We start from the raw sequence: 16,006 nt of genomic DNA on the forward strand, positions 1-16,006 counted from the left end.
GATCGCCATGACGGTTACGCCACGCATATTCCTCTTTCATGCCACGCCGGTTGCCATGGTGCCCGTGACCGATGCCATGCGGCGGCTCTGGCCGGAGGCCGAGGCCGTCAATATCCTCGACGAGAGCCTGTCACTGGATCGCGCTCGGGAGGTCGGGCCACTGTCGCCCGGTCTCAGCGAGCGTTTCGTCGCTCTGGGCCGGCAGGCCGTTTCGGGTCGCGCAGATGGTATCCTGATCACCTGCTCGGCCTTCGGCCCCGCTATCCGCCGGCTTTCCTCGGAGATCGGGATACCCGTTCTCATGCCGAATGAGGCGATGTTTCGCGCCGCGATCACGGCGGGCTCGAATATCGGGATGGTGGCGACCTTTGCCCCTGCTGTCGAGACGATGGAAGACGAGTTTCGCGAATTTGCGGCAGAGGTAGGCAGTCCGGCCAAGCTTCGCACGATCATTGCAGATGGTGCGATCGAGAAGCTGAGGCAGGGTAACGTGGTCGATCACGATGCAAGGGTCGCCGATGCGGCTCTAGTTTTGGCCGATTGCGATGCGATCATGCTCGCCCATTTTTCCACCGCCCGCGCCGCCGGTCCGGTCGGCGAACGGGTGGATTGTGCTGTGTTGACCGCGCCCGGCAGCGCGGTGACACGGATGAAACAATTGATGCACAGGCAGGAGCACTAGACGATGCTGCTCGGAGTTATCGCCGACGATTTTACCGGGGCCGGAGACATAGCGAACACGCTTGCAAAAGGGTTGCCGGGGCAGGGTGGGCTTGTGGTCACGCAGTATCTCGGCGTTCCCAAGGTGAAGGCCGACCGATCCGTCGAGGCGGGGGTGATTTCGCTCAAGACCCGCTCCTCGCCGGTCGAGGATGCTGTCGAGCAATCGCTTGCCGCGCTCGAATGGCTGCGCAATCAGGGGTGTGAGCAGTTTGTTTTCAAGTACTGCTCGACATTCGATTCCACGCCGGAAGGCAATATCGGGCCGGTTGCGGAGGCACTTGCAACTGCTCTCGGCGTCAAGGGCGTGATTGCCTGCCCGGCCTTCCCGACCGTCGGCCGGACCGTTCATCAGGGCCATCTCTTCGTGCAGGATCGGCTGCTCAGCGAATCCAGCATGCGCCATCATCCGCTGACGCCGATGACGGATTCCGACATCCGGCGCTGGCTGGCGCAGCAGACGCGCGATCCGGTCGGGCTTGTGAATACCGAGATCGTGCGTTCCGGAAGCGGGGCCGTGAGATCCGCGCTGGATGCGGCTGCGGCAGACGGGGCGACGATGGTTATCTGCGATGCCTCGCTCGATGACGATCTCGTCACGCTCGGCCGGGCAGCGGCGGGGCACCGGCTTATCACCGGCGGCTCGGGCATCGCGATCGGCCTGCCTGCCAATTTCCTGCGCAGCGGCAAGGCTGCGGGAGCGGTCACTGCATTTTGCGGCGTCGACGGACCCGAGGCGATCCTCGCCGGCAGTTGCTCTGCCACGACCCGCCACCAGATTGCCGTTCATGCCGCAGGTCACCCGATCATGGCACTCGATATTGATGCGGCCATGGCGGGTAGGCTCGATGTCGGCGCAATCCTCGAATTCGCCGCGGCCCATCGCGGCAATGCACCTCTGATCTATTCCTCCGACGATCCGCTGGAAGTCGAGCGCTTGCAAAAACGCTACGGCCGAGAAAAGGTGGCCGAGACGCTCGACGACCTGTTTGCAAGGACGGCGCGTTCGCTGGTCGAGAGCGGCGTCAGCAGGCTGGTCGTCGCTGGCGGCGAGACATCCGGCGCGGTCGCCCAGGCGCTCGATCTCGACGCACTTTCGATCGGCCCCGAAATCGATCCGGGCGTACCGATCCTGATCGGCGGCAAAGGCAGGATTGCGCTGGCGCTCAAGTCCGGCAATTTCGGCGCGCCGGACTTTTTCGCAAAGGCGCTTAAGCAGTTGCAACAAGGGCAGATGAAATAGGGGGCAGTGGGTGAAAGAGGATGAATTGCGTGCCGAGATCGTGAAGTTCGGTGCGCTGCTTTACGGGCGTGGCCTTGCGCATGGCAGTGCCGGAAACCTATCGGTGAGGCAGGAGGACGGCACGATCCTCGTCACGCCGACCAATTCGTCGCTCGGCTTTCTGTCTCCCGGGCAGATATCGAAGGTCTCGGCCGAGGGCATCCATCTCGTCGGTGATCCGCCGTCGAAAGAAGCCTTCTTCCATCTGGCTGTCTATCAGGAACGGCCGGAGGCAAGTGCAATCGTCCACCTGCATTCCACACATGCGGTCGCCCTGTCCTGCCTTTGCCACGAGGATACATCCGATGTCCTGCCGCCGCTCACCGCCTACCAGATCATGCGGATCGGGCGATTGCCGCTTCTTCCCTATTTCCGGCCGGGAGACCGCAAGCTCGCGGATGCCGTTCGACAGATCGCCGGTGGACACAAGGCAATGCTGCTTGCCAATCACGGTCCGATCGTTTCCGGTAAATCCCTGCAGGACGCGGTTCACGCCTATGAGGAACTTGAGGAAACGGCCAAGCTGGTCTTCCTCATCGGTGACCGGCCCGTTTCGCGCCTCACCTGCGAGGCAATCGCCGACTTGAATGAAGCCTTCCCGAACTAAGGTCGGGCCATGCCGCGTGAGGACCGATCTTGGAACAGTGGATCTTGCTGCTTTGCGCCGCACTCGGCGCCGGCGCGCTGAGAGGTGTGATCGGAACCGGTGCGAGCCTGCTGCTTCTGCCATTGCTGGTGCCGATGTTTGGCGTCGTCGAGGCGATACCGATCATGGCCAATCTTTCGCGGGCGATCGCATGGTGGCGCTCCATCGCCTGGAAGGCCGTCATGGCCTATGCCCTGCCGGGCGGATGGCCGGAAATGCTGCTCGGCCTCTTAATTATGGCGCTGGTGCCGCTGCGCCGGTTGGTGATGAAGGGCATCGTCTCGATCAATTTGGTGCAGATGCCCGTTGTTGGTGCCGTGGTCGGCTTCCTGACCGGACTGTTCCTCTCCACCGGGCCGCTCGTGTGCCGGCCTTTCTGGCGCTCGGCCTCGTGCGCGGCGCCTCCATCGCCACCGAGGCGACCGCTTCGCTGATCGTCCAGATGGCGAAGATCGTCAGCTTTCATGAGTTCGGAGCGATTTCCATGCACGATCTGGCGAGGGGGCGACGAACGGACTGGCGCTCATGCTCGGCACCTTCGCCATCCGTCCGCTTGTGGCCCGCATCGGAGACCATCATTTTCGTGCCATGATGGACGTGGTCACGCTCGTGTCCGGCCCCTGGCTGCTGGTCTTCGGCCTTTTCCAGACAGCGTGAAGCGACAATGAGACCAGCCGCTTAAATATGTGGGTTAGTGGTTCGACTCTCTTTAAGAGCCCGTTAGCTCCGCTCTCGCAAATCGTTTGATCGAGAAATCCCCCACCAGTGTATGTGTGCTGCCCGTTGCGATCAGCTCGGCCATGACGTCACCCACTCCGGGGCCGAGCTGGAACCCGTGACCGCAAAAGCCGAAGGCGTGATACAGGCCCTCGGTTGTCGCGGAAGGACCCATGACGGGCAGTCCATCGGCGACATAACCTTCACAGCCAGACCAGGTGCGGATCACCGAGACGTTTGCAAGCGCCGGCAGCAGGGGCAGAAGTGCCCTGAGCTGTCCCGGAAGGCGAGCGGGATCGGCTTTCGCATGGCCGCTATCCAGCGAGACATCGGTGCGTTCCGCTCCACCGCCGAACACGATGTTGCCGCGTTCGACCTGGCGAAGATAACCGCCGCCATGGTCATGTCCCCAGACGCCGACGACCGGCAGAACCCGATGCGGAAGCGGCTCGGTGACGCCCATTTGCGGACCTCTGGCGACGATCGGTACCGGTTCTGAAAATTGCTCGGCGATCCGTGCGCCCCAGGCGCCGGCCGTGTTGAGGAGTATGGGCGACGAATACAGGCCTTTCGAGGTTCGAACTTCGAAGCCGTGTGGTGTTTTCCCTATGCTTTCGACAATGGCTTCCTCGACGATTTCCGCACCGAGCCGGCGTGCGGCATCTGCAAAGGCGGGGGCAATGAGGCGAGGATTGCCGCTTCCGTCCTGTGGGGAAAAGGAGGCGCCGATTGCGGTCGGGCCGAGGCCCGGAAACCGGGCCTGCACATCCTTCGGGCCTAGTTCCTCCAGATCCAACCCCCAGGGCCGCGCCGCTTCGGAGAAGCTGCGCATCTCATTCAGCCCCTTCTCGGTGAAGATGAGGCGAAGATGGCCGGCGGCGCGAAACTCGACATCGCGCCCAAGCAGCTTTCCCGCCTCCCTCCAAAGGGCCAGAGACCGGTGGGCGAGGGGGAGTTGGGGCAGATATCTGCCGCTTCTGCGGATATTCCCGAAGGATGCGACGGTCGCACCGCTGCCGACGCGGTTTCGCTCGATAAGCGTCACACGCAGTCCGCGGCGTGCCAGGAAAAAGGTCGAGGCCGCGCCCATCAGGCCACCACCGACAACAATCACATCCATCCGGCTTCCTCTTCATCCTGAAAATCGGATGAAGAGTGACCGATCCGACATGGTCAAGTCAAAGTCGAGCTTTGGGCAGTCCCATAAGTCCGACCTATGGGTTGGCGCATTCGAGAGCATAAGTTCTGCTTATGGGATATCGCCCTTTCCGTCTTGGACCGACGTGGTTCCATCGTGCCAGCTTTGCACAACCAGACGGAAAGGGATCCAATATGGACAATGCGCCAGCGCCCGGCAAAGGCCATCTCAAGGAACAGGATTGGAAGGTCGGCGTCGATATCGGCGGAACCTTCATCGACTTCTGCGCTCTCGAAACGCGGTCAGGCAGGGTCGCCTCCTTGAAGGTTCTGACCACGCCGGACGATCCGGGTGCGGAACTGATGACAGGGCTTTCGCTTCTCGCCGAGCGCGAAGGGCTCGATCCGGCGGCGATCAGCCGTTTCGTGCATGGTACGACGGTCGGCATCAACACCGTCATCCAGAGGCGCGGCGTGTCGCTGGCGCTGATGACCAATGCCGGTTTCGAAGACGTGATCGAACTGGCGCGCCTGAGAATGCCGGACGTCTATTCGCTCTTCTGCTCGCGTCCCGACCAGCTTATCTCGCGTGACATGGTCTTCGGCATTCCGGCCCGACTGAGAGCCGATGGCAGCGAAGCGCAGGCGCCGGACATGCAGGCCGTTATCGAAGCCGTTGCAACCGCCAAGGCAAGGGGCGCATCGGGCATCATCATTTCCTTCCTCCATTCCTGGCGCAACGATGCCCAGGAAGCGGCGGTCAAGGCGCAGATTGCAAAGTCGGCCCCTGATCTGTTCGTCTTCACATCCTCGGAAGTCTGGCCGGTCATCCGCGAATATGAGCGCACGACTACCGCCATTCTCAACGGCTACGTCCATCCGCGTGTTTCCGGATATCTGACGGCGCTGGAGGACAAGCTGGTTTCCCGTGGTGTGACGGCTCCAGCACTTTTGACCAAGTCGAATGGCGGGGTGATGAATGCGGCGGAGGGCAAGCGTTCCTGCGTGCAGATGCTGCTTTCCGGTACCGCATCCGGCGTTATCGGCGCCGCCTGGCTTGCCCGGCGCGCCGGTGAGAGGCATATCCTGACGCTCGATATCGGCGGAACCTCGGCCGATTTCGCGTTGATCATCGACGGCGAGCCGCAATTCGGCACGGGCGAACTGATCGGCGAGTTTCCGCTGCATATTCCATCGGTCTCGGTCAGCTCCATCGGTATCGGTGGCGGTTCGATTGCAAGCGTCGATGCGCAGGGCGTCTTGCGCGTAGGACCGGAATCTGCCGGATCGACGCCGGGACCGGTCTGTTACGGACGTGGTGGTACGCAGGCGACCGTGACGGATGCGATGGCGGTTTGCGGCTGGCTCGGCCATAGCCAGATGGCTTACGGCCAGTTGCAGATCGATGTCGGCCTGGCACGTGCGGCAGTCTCCAAGCTCGCCGACCAGATCGGCCGCACGGCCGAAGAGGCAGCGCAGGCCATTCTCGATATCGCCATTTCCGAAATGTTTGTGGAGGTGGAGAAGCTTGCCTCGCGTGCTGGCGTCGATTTGCGGGAATTCACCTTGATGCCGTTCGGCGGCGGCGGGCCGATGCTTGGCGCTTTCCTGGCGCGGGAGTTCAAGATGGCGAAGGTCATCGGCCCGCCACGTCCGGGCGTCGTCTCGGCGCTGGGCGGCCTGGTGGCCGATCTTCGCGGCGACTTCATCCGCACCGTTTTCACACATCTTTCCGCCGAGGCAACACCGCTGTTGCGCAAGGCGCTGGATTCGCTTTCTGCCGAAGGTCTGGCATGGCTTTCGAAGCAGGGACATCAGGGACCGGCGACGCTGCATGTTTCCGCCGACATGCACTATGTCGGCCAGAGCTTCGAGATCGAGGTGCCGGTTCAGGCAGCCTGGATCGCCGAGGGCAAGCTCAGCCCCATCGAAGACGCCTTCCATGCCATGCATGCGAAGCTCTACGATTTCGACGATCCGGACGGAGAGATCGAGATCGTCAACCTGCGGCTTTCGGCGATCGGTGCCGGTCCGGCTCTTGAGCTTCCGGTCGAGGCCGAACATGCCGGTGCTGCGGCTGTGCCGGAGCGGGAGATCCCCGTCTTCACCGGCAAGGAATTCGAATGGATCGGCCTTTACCGGCGAGATCTTCTTCATCCGGGCGGCCGGTTCTCAGGCCCGGCTGTGGTCGCGCAGGAAGATACGACCTTTGCCATTCCGGCCGGCGCCACGGTCGATGTCGACCGCCACCTGAACCTGCATCTGACCTTCTCGGAGTAACCAGCCATGTTTGACCCATTGAACCTTCAGGTCTTTGCCAATCACACCCGCGCGGCTGCCGAGAACATGGCCTATACGCTGCAGCGGACCGCACATTCCGCCTTCGTCAAGGAGACGGAGGATTTCACCGTGATGCTGATCAACCGCAATGGCGACACGTTCGGCGTGCCGATGGGGCTCGGCGCCACATGGTATCCGGGCCTGACCTATACGCGGGCAATCGACATGGTAGCCGACTACAAGCCCGGCGATGTCGCCTTCACCAACGACCCCTATTCCTGCTTCGTCGCGACCCACGCGCCCGATACGCATCTCTGGAAGCCGGTGTTCTATGAGGGTGAGATCATTGCCTGGACGGGCGGCCACATCCACAATACCGACATGGGCGGCGCCGTGCCGGCGTCTCTTTCGCGCGCCCTGACCGAAATCCATCAGGAAGGCATCCGCTTCCCCCCGATGAAGCTGGTCAATGGAGGTGTCTTCGACGAGGACATCCTGAAGATCATGACCACCAATGTTCGCAAGCCCGATCTCAACATCGGGGATATCAAGGCGCTGGTGGGTGCGCTCAATACCGGCGAGCGCAAGATCCTGGCAATGGTCGAGAAATTCGGGAAAGAGGCCTTTCTCGAAGGCGCGGAAGTGCTGCTCGATCATGCCGAAGCGCAGGCGCGTGACATTCTGCGCTCCATGCCGGACGGTACCTATGTCTTCGTCGATTACGCGGACGAGGATTCCGTCGAGGCCAATCCATGCCGGCTGAAATTGACGATGACGATCAAGGGCGACGAGGCGATCCTTGATTTCACCGGTTCCGATCCGCAGCTCGGATCTTCGCTCAACGTTCCCTCGGGTGGCGATCCACGGCATACGATGCTGCTCGTCGGCGTCTATTACGTGCTCTACACGATCAATCCGAAGATCCTGCTGAACACCGGCCTGACACGCCCGTTTACCTGCATTGCGCCGCAGGGCAGCGTGCTCAACCCGATTTCGCCGGCTGCCGTCGGCATGCGGTCGCTGACCTGCGCCCGCCTGCGTTCAGTGATCTTCGGCGCCTTCTGCCAGGCCGTGCCTGAAAGGCTTCCGGCAGCACCTGCCGGCAACAATTGCATCGTCAACGTCATGACCACCGACGAGCGGGGCCGTACCGTCATCGCGGCCGTCAATCCGGTCGTCGGCGGTGGTGGTGGCATGCCGCATCGCGATGGCACCAACGGCTCCGGCGCCGATGCCGCTTACCTCAAGAACACGCCGATCGAGATTACCGAGACCGAAGTGCCGATCGAATTCGTCAAATACGGGCTGGCCAAGGACAGTGGCGGTGCGGGTCGCTGGCGTGGCGGTCTTGCGACCGAGATGGCGTTCCGGGTGTTCAGCCCGGGCAGCCGGATTACCGCGCGCAACCGCGACCGCAGCTTCTTCCGGCCCTGGGGTCTGCTCGGCGGCAAGGCTGCAGGCCTTTCCGACATGGTGCTCAACCCCGGTCGGGACGACTATCGCCGGCTCGGCAATATCGATACCGCCATCCTGCAGCCCGGCGACGTGCTGGAAATCCGCTCGGCAGGCGGCGGCGGGCGCGGCAATCCACTGGAACGTGAGGTCTGGCGCGTGGTTCGCGATGTCGAACGCGGATATGTCTCTGCAGAGGCAGCAGAGCGCGACTATGCAGTCGTCATTCGTGATGGTGTCGCGGATGAGAAGGCGACCGAAAGCCTGAGGGCATCGCGTTCCGCATCTACCGGCCACTTCCACTACGGCCCCGAGCGCGAGGGGTATGAGGCGCAATGGACGCCGGCCGCCTACGATCTCCTGACCGACATTCTTGCCGGTCTGCCGATCCATTGGCGCTTCTTCACCAAGACGGAAATCTTCCGTCGGATGAAGGGCCGTGTCGGACCGGAAGGCGTATCCGCAGCTCTCGCGGATGTCCGGGCGCGCTTCAGGGAAATGCCGGAGCCTGCGATCGAGGTGAAGGAGGCTGCTGAATGAAGCCGCACCCGCGAACCGGGCGAATTGTCCGTCTGTCGGAAACGGCAAGACCGCGGGTGCATTTTCATCTGGATGGCTCGCCCTGCGAGGCTCTTGCCGGTGATACGGTGCTGACGGCGGTGTTGTCCTCTTCCCATCACCTGCGGCAATCGGAATTCGGGCCGGAGGGACGGGCGGGTTTCTGCCTGATGGGCGCCTGCCAGGATTGCTGGATCTGGCAGGCCGATGGCGGAAGGCTTCGTGCCTGTTCGACGCCGGTCATGGAGGGCATGCAACTGCTGACAGAAGCGCCTGCCGGGTGGCCGTCATGAGTTCCGGTGCCGAAAAGGTCGTCATCGTCGGCGCGGGGCCGGCAGGCATTCGCGCCGCCGAGATGCTGGTATCGGCGGGTATAAAGCCCGTTGTCATTGACGAGGGCATGAAGGCCGGTGGCCAGATCTATCGCCGGCCGCCGGATGGCTTTACCCGATCTCCGCAGCAACTCTACGGAACCGAAGCCGACAAGGCGGTCGCCTTGCATGGCCGGTTCGACCAGATGGTGGCCAAGGGACAGGTCGATTACCATCCGCAGAGTTCCGTCCTTGCCTGCGCCAACCGAAGCCTGCATGCGTTGACGCCTTCGGGCCGGCGCGAATTCGGCTATGACCGGCTGATCCTTGCGACAGGCGCCACCGATCGCCTCGCACCGGTGCCAGGGTGGCAGTCACCCGGTGTCTACAGTCTCGGCGCAACGCAGATCGCTCTCAAGGCTCAGGGCGTCGCGCTTGGGCGAAAGATCGTGCTTGCCGGCTCGGGGCCGCTGCTGACGCTGGTCGCAACGCAATTGCTGAAGGCCGGGGCAGAGATCGAGGCCATTCTCGACACTTCGTCATTGCGGACGCAGATGACTGGACTTCCCGGCATGCTGGCAAGGCCGGGACTTGTCCTGCGCGGGATGATGATGCGCGCCAAGCTGGGCCGGCTTTACCATGCTGGCGTGAAGATACTTGGTATCGATGCCGACGAATGCGGTCCGGTGAGCATCCGCTGGCAGGATGCACGCGGCACGTTGCGGAAAAGCGATTGCGACATGGTCGGTATCGGATGGCATTTGCGGGCAGAAACACAGCTTGCCGGGCTTGCCGGTTGCCAGTTCGATTATGATACCGGCTGGGCGCAATGGCTTCCGCGCACCGACCGAATGGGAAGGGCTGCAGAACGGCTCTATCTTGCCGGTGACGGCTTGCGCATTCTCGGAGCCGACGGGGCGGAAGTCGCCGGTCGCCTCGCGGCGCATGCCTGTCTTTCCGATATGGGCTTGGCCGCGCCCGACAGTTCTGCGGATCTGCGGCGGCTCAGACGGTATGAGCGTTTCGCTCGTGGCATGGCGCGCGCCTTTCCCTGGCCGGCCGAGATGGTTCGCAGAACGCCCGACGAGACGGTGGTTTGCCGCTGCGAGGGGATCACTGCCGGTCAGTTGCGCGAGAGTGTCGATTACGGCGGTGCGGAAGCCAATCGGGTGAAGTCGCTCGCGCGGGTCGGCATGGGCCGCTGCCAGGGGCGTTATTGCCAATTGGCCGGTGCCGAGCTGATTGCGGCAAAGGCCGGGATTTCCGTCTGCGACGCCGGACGCCTGCGGGAACAGGCGCCGGTCAGGCCGGCTCCGATCGGAGCATGGGTCCGGGATGCCTGAACGGCTCTAACGGTTGAGATCTTCCGCCTTGGCCAAGACCGAGGCGCAGGCGTCGCGAATATTGTCGCGCATCGCCAGGTGGCTTCCCGTGAGCGGCCGGTCGCGGCTGGTGAGCAGTGCGATCGGAACCATCGCCTTGTGAGACAGTGGTTTGCGGATGAGGCCGGGAAACTGGTCCCATGGAAGCAATCCATCGACCACGGCGACACCATAACCGTCGCGGACAAAGGGCAGGGCGGTCAGCGAGATGTCGATCTCGATGGCCGGATTGAACATCTGCTTTTCGGCCGCTGCCGCGCTCAGAAGTATGCGGCCGGGATAGGTGCCGGCCCTGTAGGAGATCAGCGTTTCTTCCTGCAAGTCGGAAAAATTGATGTGTTCGCGCTCTGCCAGCCGGTGTCCTTCGGGCAGGATGCAGATGAGTTCGGTATGGCCGAGCGTTTCGACCTCGATGCCCGGTCTCGCCATGTTGTTCATTACAAGCCCGATTGCGGCATCGCCGTTGCGGATCATGTCGACGACATTGACCAGCGGTGCGATGAGGGAGCGGATCACGACATCCGGATGGGCTTCGCGAAAGGATGCGAGCGCCTTCGGCACGATCGACATGGCCGGCGGTGCGGAGGCGGCAACCCGGATGATGCCAGTGCGGCCGAAGCGCATGTCGGTCGTATGCCGCTTCAAGGCGCCCAGTTCCGAGAAGATTTTCTCACATTCGGGATAAAGCTCCTCGGCCTCGCGGGTCGGGACCAGCTTGCCGCGAACACGATTGAACAGTTTGAAACCCAGCTGGTCTTCCGCATGGAGCAGGATCTGGCTGAGGGCGGGCTGCGATATGTTGAGCATGCCGGCGGCTCCGGTCACGGTCCCGCAGCGCATCAGCATGCAGAAAACTTCCAGTTGGCGTGCCTGCATGCGTTTTTCCGTGTCGGTTGGTTGCCAGTCTCAGCTTACATCAAAGGGCGATCGGTCAGAAGTCGGCGACCTTGCCCCAGGAAGACCGCTCGAAGCGCTCGGGACGGTAAGGGACCGGATCGACGATCGGCTGCGCGCCGGTAATGATGTCGGCGATCAGATGGCCGGCTCCCGGGCCGATGCCGAAGCCGTGGCCGCTGAAGCCCGCCGCAAGCACGAGGCCCGGAACGACTGCAGTCTCGCCGATGGCGGGCACGCCATCCGGCGTGGAATCGATATAACCGGCCCATGCTGCGGTGACCGGCCGGCCCTTGAAATCGGGCAAAAGTTCCATGGCCCGCTCATGCGTCAGCTTGACGGTGTTGCGATCGACCGCGGGATCTAGGATGCGCATTTCCTCCATCGGCGTCGGCCGATCGAGGCGCCATGTCTTCAGGCTTTCATGGCCGCTGCGAAAGCCTTCCAGTCCACCGGGCGAGAGGCTGCGCCAGCGCCGCATGAACATGGGGAGAAACTGTGCTGCGAAACGCATGTTCTGCGCCGTCGGGTCGACACGGCCACGCCCGCTGATTGCCAGTGTGTGTCCGCCGTCGCCGCGCCGGGTGACCGATACCCGCGCCGTATGGAGTGCATCCGGAAGATCACCCTTGCCCGGGCCGACGGAGAGGATGGATGAGCGGATGGAAGCCTGCGGGAAGCGGATGCCGAGCTGGCGGCAGAAGGACGATGCCCATGCGCCGCCGGACAGGATCGCCACCTTCGTCCTGATCGTTCCGTGTTCGGTGACGACGGCCGAAAGCCTGCCACCTTCCATCTCTATACCGCGGGCTGCGCAGTTCTGATGTACGGAACTGCCCAGCTTGATGATCGCACGGGCGACTGCGGGGGCGGCATTGGCGGGATCGGCCGTGCCGTCCGTTGGCGAAAATACGCCGCCCTTCCATGGGCGGCCGGTTGCCTTGCCGCGCTCGCTGGCTGCAACGCTGTCCAGCATATGCGTGGTGACGCCTACGGTCCTGGCGAAATCCCGCCATCTGGCCCAGCCGGCGATCTCTTCCTCATTGTCGCTCAGATAAAGGAGACCGCAGCGGCGGAAGCCCGTGTCTTCACCCGTTTCTGCGGCGAAACGCTCCCACAGATCGAGGCTTTTCGTTGCCATCGGGAGTTCGCGGGCATCGCGGTTCTGCTGGCGGCACCAGCCCCAGTTGCGGCTCGATTGTTCGGCGCCGACAAAGCCCTTTTCAACCAGCGCAACCTTCAGGCCGCGCGTCGCCAGATAATAGGCGGTAAAGACACCGACAATGCCGGCGCCGATAACGACAGCGTCGGCAGACTGCGGGAGATCTTGGGACGTCGGGACGAGCGTGAGCGGCGCTGGCATGGCATTTCTTCTCCTTGTCGCCGCAAGCATAACGAGACGGACCGCCCATCGGTTACCGGACAGATGGCACGGACGGCATTAAATGCTGCATGGTCCGAGATAAGCAGATTTTTCTGCCGTGGCGCCTGCTGCACAATGGAATAGACAAGCGTCTTCATGGTGTTAAGCTGGTTTTCGGAAAACGGCAGAATAAAATGCTGCCGCGTGCTGGTCGCAAGGAGAGATCGCAGATGAAGCTCGACCGTATCGACATCAAGATTCTCTACGAACTCCAGAAGAATGGCCGCATCACCAATGTCGAGCTTGCCGAACTGGTCAATCTTTCCCCAAGCCCATGCCTGATGCGGGTGAAGAAATTGCAGCAGGAGGGCTATATCGACGGATATTCGGCCCAGATCAATATCGGCAAACTGGGCCAGACGCTGACCGTATTCACCGAGATCACGCTCAAGAACCATCGGCAGATCGACTTTGCCCGTTTTCTTGCGGCGGTCGAGAAAGTCGATCAGGTCATCGAATGCCATCTCGTTTCCGGCGGCTATGACTATCTGCTGAAATTCGTCACTGCCGGTATCGGCGAGTACCAGACGATCATGGAACGCCTGACGGACATGGATATCGGCATCGACAAATATTTCAGCTTCGTGGTGCTGAAATCGCCGATCGTGAAGGCGCATATGCCTCTCACCAGCCTTTTCCTTGTGTAACACAATCGGCTTTCTCGAAAATAACCGCCGGGTTTTGCAAACCGGCGCTTTTGGCGTTCAGGCGTGTGCATAGGCCTTCACCAGTTCCGGGTCGCGCTCCAAGCTGTCGAGCCAATTTGGGTCCAGCTTGGGCACCGAAGAAAACAGCAGTTGCGAATAGGGGTGCTGCGGAATTTTCGAGATAGCCGGGGTGATCTGCTCGACCTTTTTCCCATGATACATAACGACGATCTCGTCGCAGATGGCTTCCACGACCGACAGGTCGTGGCTGATGAAGATGTAGGAAAGCGCAAGCTCGCGCTGCAATTCCTTCAGAAGATCGATGACCGCAGCGGCGACGACCGTATCGAGTGCCGAGGTGATCTCGTCGCAGAGGATGATCTTCGGCTCGGCGGCGAGCGCGCGTGCGAAATTGACGCGCTGTTTCTGGCCACCGGAGAGTTCTGCCGGCGTTCTGCTGCGCAGTGCTTTCGGTAGCTGCACCATGTCGAGCAATTGATCGATGCGGGTGCTGCGCTGGCTGCCCTTCATGCCGTGATAGAAGGTGAGGGGGCGGCCGAGGATGTCCTCGATCGATTTTGCCGGATTGAGAGACGTGTCCGCATGCTGGAAGACGATCTGCAATTCGCGAAGCTGCTCGCGGCTTCTCTGCCGTGCCGAGGGTGCCAGTTGGCGCCCGTCGAGGGTCAGTTTGCCGGATGAGGCTGGCAGAATGCCGGCGATGGAACGGGCAAGTGTCGATTTCCCGCAGCCGGATTCACCGATGATGCCGAGATTGCGTCCCTTTTGCACCGTGATGCTGGCTTCCTGAACGGCGCGCACGAGCGGCAATCCGTCTTCCTGAAGCGGTCCATAACCTGCGGTCAGGGCATTGATCTCAAGCAGCGGTTTTGCTTCGGCGGCAAGGTCCAGCTGATCGCCGCGCGGCTTGGGTTCGAAAGCGGACAGAAGTTCGCGCGTGTAGGGATGTTTGGCATCGTTAAGAATGGTTTCGGTGGAGCCGACTTCCTGCACTTCGCCATTGCGCAGCACTAGAATACGGTCGGCGATCTGAGCGACGACAGCCAGATCGTGAGACACGTAGACACCGGCAATTCCGCTTTTCTTCATGACGGACTTGAAGGCGCGCAGAACCTCGATCTGGGTCGTCACATCCAGTGCCGTCGTCGGCTCGTCGAAGATCACGAGTTTCGGGTCGCTGATCAGCGCCATCGCGGCGGCGAGGCGCTGCAACTGACCACCGGAAACCTGGTGGGGGTAACGATCGCCGATCTGTTCGGGATTGGGCAGGGAGAGTGCCTTGAACAGAGAGATGGCCTTCTGCCTGGCCTCGGCCGGTGGCAGGAGCTTATGGATATGTGTGACCTCGACGACCTGATCGATGATGCGCTTGGTGGGGTTGAAAGCGGCGGCGGCCGATTGCGGCACGTAGGATATTTCCCGACCCCGGATCATTGCCCGCTGCCGCTCGCTCAACGTCACCATGTCCTTGCCGGCGACATGGATGCTGCCGCCGGATATGCGGCAGCCGGTGCGGGTATAGCCCATCAGGGTCAGGGCAATGGTGGTCTTGCCGGAGCCGCTTTCGCCGATCAGCGCGACGATCTCTCCCGGTGCTATATCGAGATCGACGCCCTTGATGATGTCCAGGCGGCGGCCGGAATCGGTTGTCGCCTCGACCTTCAGTCCGCGAATTTCTACGAGATTTTCCATTCACGCACTCCGGTCGCGGATCTTCTTGGGCAGGTTGTCGATCAGCAGGTTGACGCTGATCGTGAGGCTGGCAATCGCAAGCGAGGGCACGATGACAGCCGGTGCGCCGAAAGGCAGGCCGCTGATGTTTTCGTGAACCAGCGCACCCCAATCGGCATAGGGCGGCTGTACACCGAGGCCGAGGAAGGAGAGGCCGGACAGAAGCAGCGTGATGAAGACGAAACGAATGCCGAAATCCGCCAGCAAGGGGCCGATGATGTTCGGCAGGATCTCGGAAAAGATGATGTAGAGGATGCTTTCACCACGGGTACGCGCGACGGTGATGTAGTCCATCGTGTTGACGTTGACGGCAAGCGCGCGGGCGAAGCGATAGGCGCCGGGGGTGTAGATGACCGCCAGCATGACGATCAGGACATTGATCGAGGAACCGATCGCAGCAGCAACGACGAGGCCGGAAAGCTTGCTGGGAATGGAGTTGAGCGCATCGAGAAAGCGGCTGAGGATCGTATCGAACCAGCCACCGATCACGGCTGCGGCCATGCCAAGCGCCGTCCCGGTGAAACAGGCAATGCAGACGGCTGCGAGCGAGATGCCGACGGTATAACGCGCACCCATCATCAACCTGGAGAGCATGTCACGACCGAGATAATCGGAACCGAGAAGCAGCTTGCTGCTCATCGGGCCGAAATAATCCTCGTCGACGATTTCTCCGATCGGGTAGGGAATGATGTGCGGGGCCGCCAGTGCGATGACCGCCCAGAAGACGATGATCGCAAGCCCGACCATTCCGACCCAGCTGAAGCTGTAGCTGACTTTGCTCGAAAAGGGCGTGGATAGGGTCATG

Annotated in this window: 15 protein-coding genes; 10 read left to right on the forward strand and 5 right to left on the reverse strand. The window is 62.0% G+C overall.

Features of this window, described 5'->3' with window-relative positions:
• Nucleotides 1–7: 7 nt before the first annotated feature.
• The 5 genes from HNQ72_RS15615 to HNQ72_RS30970 all read left to right on the forward strand — a co-directional run bounded on the left by HNQ72_RS15615 (nt 8) and on the right by HNQ72_RS30970 (nt 3,305).
• The gene (locus HNQ72_RS15615) at nt 8–682 is read left to right on the forward strand and encodes an aspartate/glutamate racemase family protein (protein ID WP_183993184.1); all 675 of its coding nucleotides are present in this window, start codon (nt 8–10) and stop codon (nt 680–682) included.
• Between the two features lie 3 nt (nt 683–685).
• Nucleotides 686–1,963, forward strand: a complete 1,278-nt coding sequence (gene otnK / locus HNQ72_RS15620) for a 3-oxo-tetronate kinase (protein ID WP_183993185.1) — start codon at nt 686–688, stop codon at nt 1,961–1,963.
• Nucleotides 1,964–1,973: 10 nt separating this feature from the next.
• Nucleotides 1,974–2,609, forward strand: a complete 636-nt coding sequence (otnC, locus tag HNQ72_RS15625; protein WP_183993186.1) for a 3-oxo-tetronate 4-phosphate decarboxylase — start codon at nt 1,974–1,976, stop codon at nt 2,607–2,609.
• Nucleotides 2,610–2,638: 29 nt separating this feature from the next.
• Nucleotides 2,639–3,082: a hypothetical protein gene (locus HNQ72_RS15630; RefSeq protein WP_244654502.1), complete on the forward strand. Its 444-nt coding sequence runs from the start codon at nt 2,639–2,641 to the stop codon at nt 3,080–3,082.
• Nucleotides 3,083–3,173: 91 nt separating this feature from the next.
• Nucleotides 3,174–3,305 (forward strand): hypothetical protein, encoded by a 132-nt coding sequence (locus HNQ72_RS30970; RefSeq protein ID WP_280518281.1) that lies wholly within the window; start codon nt 3,174–3,176, stop codon nt 3,303–3,305.
• A gap of 52 nt (nt 3,306–3,357) precedes the next feature.
• Here HNQ72_RS30970 and HNQ72_RS15635 read toward each other — a convergent pair whose 3' ends face one another.
• Nucleotides 3,358–4,485: an NAD(P)/FAD-dependent oxidoreductase gene (locus HNQ72_RS15635; protein ID WP_183993187.1), complete on the reverse strand. Its 1,128-nt coding sequence runs from the start codon at nt 4,483–4,485 to the stop codon at nt 3,358–3,360.
• Between the two features lie 212 nt (nt 4,486–4,697).
• Here HNQ72_RS15635 and HNQ72_RS15640 point away from each other — a divergent pair, with 212 nt between their 5' ends.
• Genes HNQ72_RS15640 through HNQ72_RS15655 form a run of 4 tightly spaced genes read left to right on the forward strand, consistent with a single transcriptional unit; the run spans nt 4,698 to nt 10,446 of the window.
• On the forward strand, nt 4,698–6,782 hold the full coding sequence (locus HNQ72_RS15640) for a hydantoinase/oxoprolinase family protein (RefSeq protein WP_183993188.1): 2,085 nt from the start codon (nt 4,698–4,700) through the stop codon (nt 6,780–6,782).
• A 6-nt stretch (nt 6,783–6,788) separates the two neighbouring features.
• The gene (locus HNQ72_RS15645) at nt 6,789–8,774 is read left to right on the forward strand and encodes a hydantoinase B/oxoprolinase family protein (RefSeq protein ID WP_183993189.1); all 1,986 of its coding nucleotides are present in this window, start codon (nt 6,789–6,791) and stop codon (nt 8,772–8,774) included.
• Nucleotides 8,771–9,085, forward strand: coding sequence for a (2Fe-2S)-binding protein (locus HNQ72_RS15650; protein ID WP_183993190.1), 315 nt, complete (start codon nt 8,771–8,773; stop codon nt 9,083–9,085). Before HNQ72_RS15645 ends, HNQ72_RS15650 begins: the two co-directional genes overlap by 4 nt.
• Nucleotides 9,082–10,446, forward strand: a complete 1,365-nt coding sequence (locus HNQ72_RS15655; RefSeq protein ID WP_183993191.1) for an FAD/NAD(P)-dependent oxidoreductase — start codon at nt 9,082–9,084, stop codon at nt 10,444–10,446. Before HNQ72_RS15650 ends, HNQ72_RS15655 begins: the two co-directional genes overlap by 4 nt.
• A gap of 6 nt (nt 10,447–10,452) precedes the next feature.
• Here HNQ72_RS15655 and HNQ72_RS15660 read toward each other — a convergent pair whose 3' ends face one another.
• Nucleotides 10,453–11,361 (reverse strand): LysR family transcriptional regulator, encoded by a 909-nt coding sequence (locus tag HNQ72_RS15660; RefSeq protein ID WP_183993192.1) that lies wholly within the window; start codon nt 11,359–11,361, stop codon nt 10,453–10,455.
• A gap of 55 nt (nt 11,362–11,416) precedes the next feature.
• A complete protein-coding gene (locus tag HNQ72_RS15665) occupies nt 11,417–12,742 on the reverse strand; it encodes an NAD(P)/FAD-dependent oxidoreductase (protein WP_183993193.1) in 1,326 nt (441 codons plus the stop codon).
• A 230-nt stretch (nt 12,743–12,972) separates the two neighbouring features.
• Between HNQ72_RS15665 and HNQ72_RS15670 the strand changes: the two genes are divergently transcribed.
• On the forward strand, nt 12,973–13,449 hold the full coding sequence (locus HNQ72_RS15670; RefSeq protein WP_112509010.1) for an Lrp/AsnC family transcriptional regulator: 477 nt from the start codon (nt 12,973–12,975) through the stop codon (nt 13,447–13,449).
• Nucleotides 13,450–13,506: 57 nt separating this feature from the next.
• Here the strand turns inward: HNQ72_RS15670 and HNQ72_RS15675 are convergent, their stop codons facing one another.
• Nucleotides 13,507–15,162: an ABC transporter ATP-binding protein gene (locus HNQ72_RS15675; protein WP_183993194.1), complete on the reverse strand. Its 1,656-nt coding sequence runs from the start codon at nt 15,160–15,162 to the stop codon at nt 13,507–13,509.
• Entirely contained in the window at nt 15,163–16,005 is an 843-nt protein-coding gene (locus tag HNQ72_RS15680) for an ABC transporter permease (protein ID WP_112509013.1), read from the reverse strand.
• Nucleotide 16,006 lies beyond the last annotated feature (1 nt).

Origin of the sequence: Aliirhizobium wenxiniae (assembly GCF_014201355.1) — a bacterium.
In the GTDB taxonomy this organism is placed as follows: Bacteria; Pseudomonadota; Alphaproteobacteria; order Rhizobiales; family Rhizobiaceae; genus Neorhizobium; species Neorhizobium wenxiniae.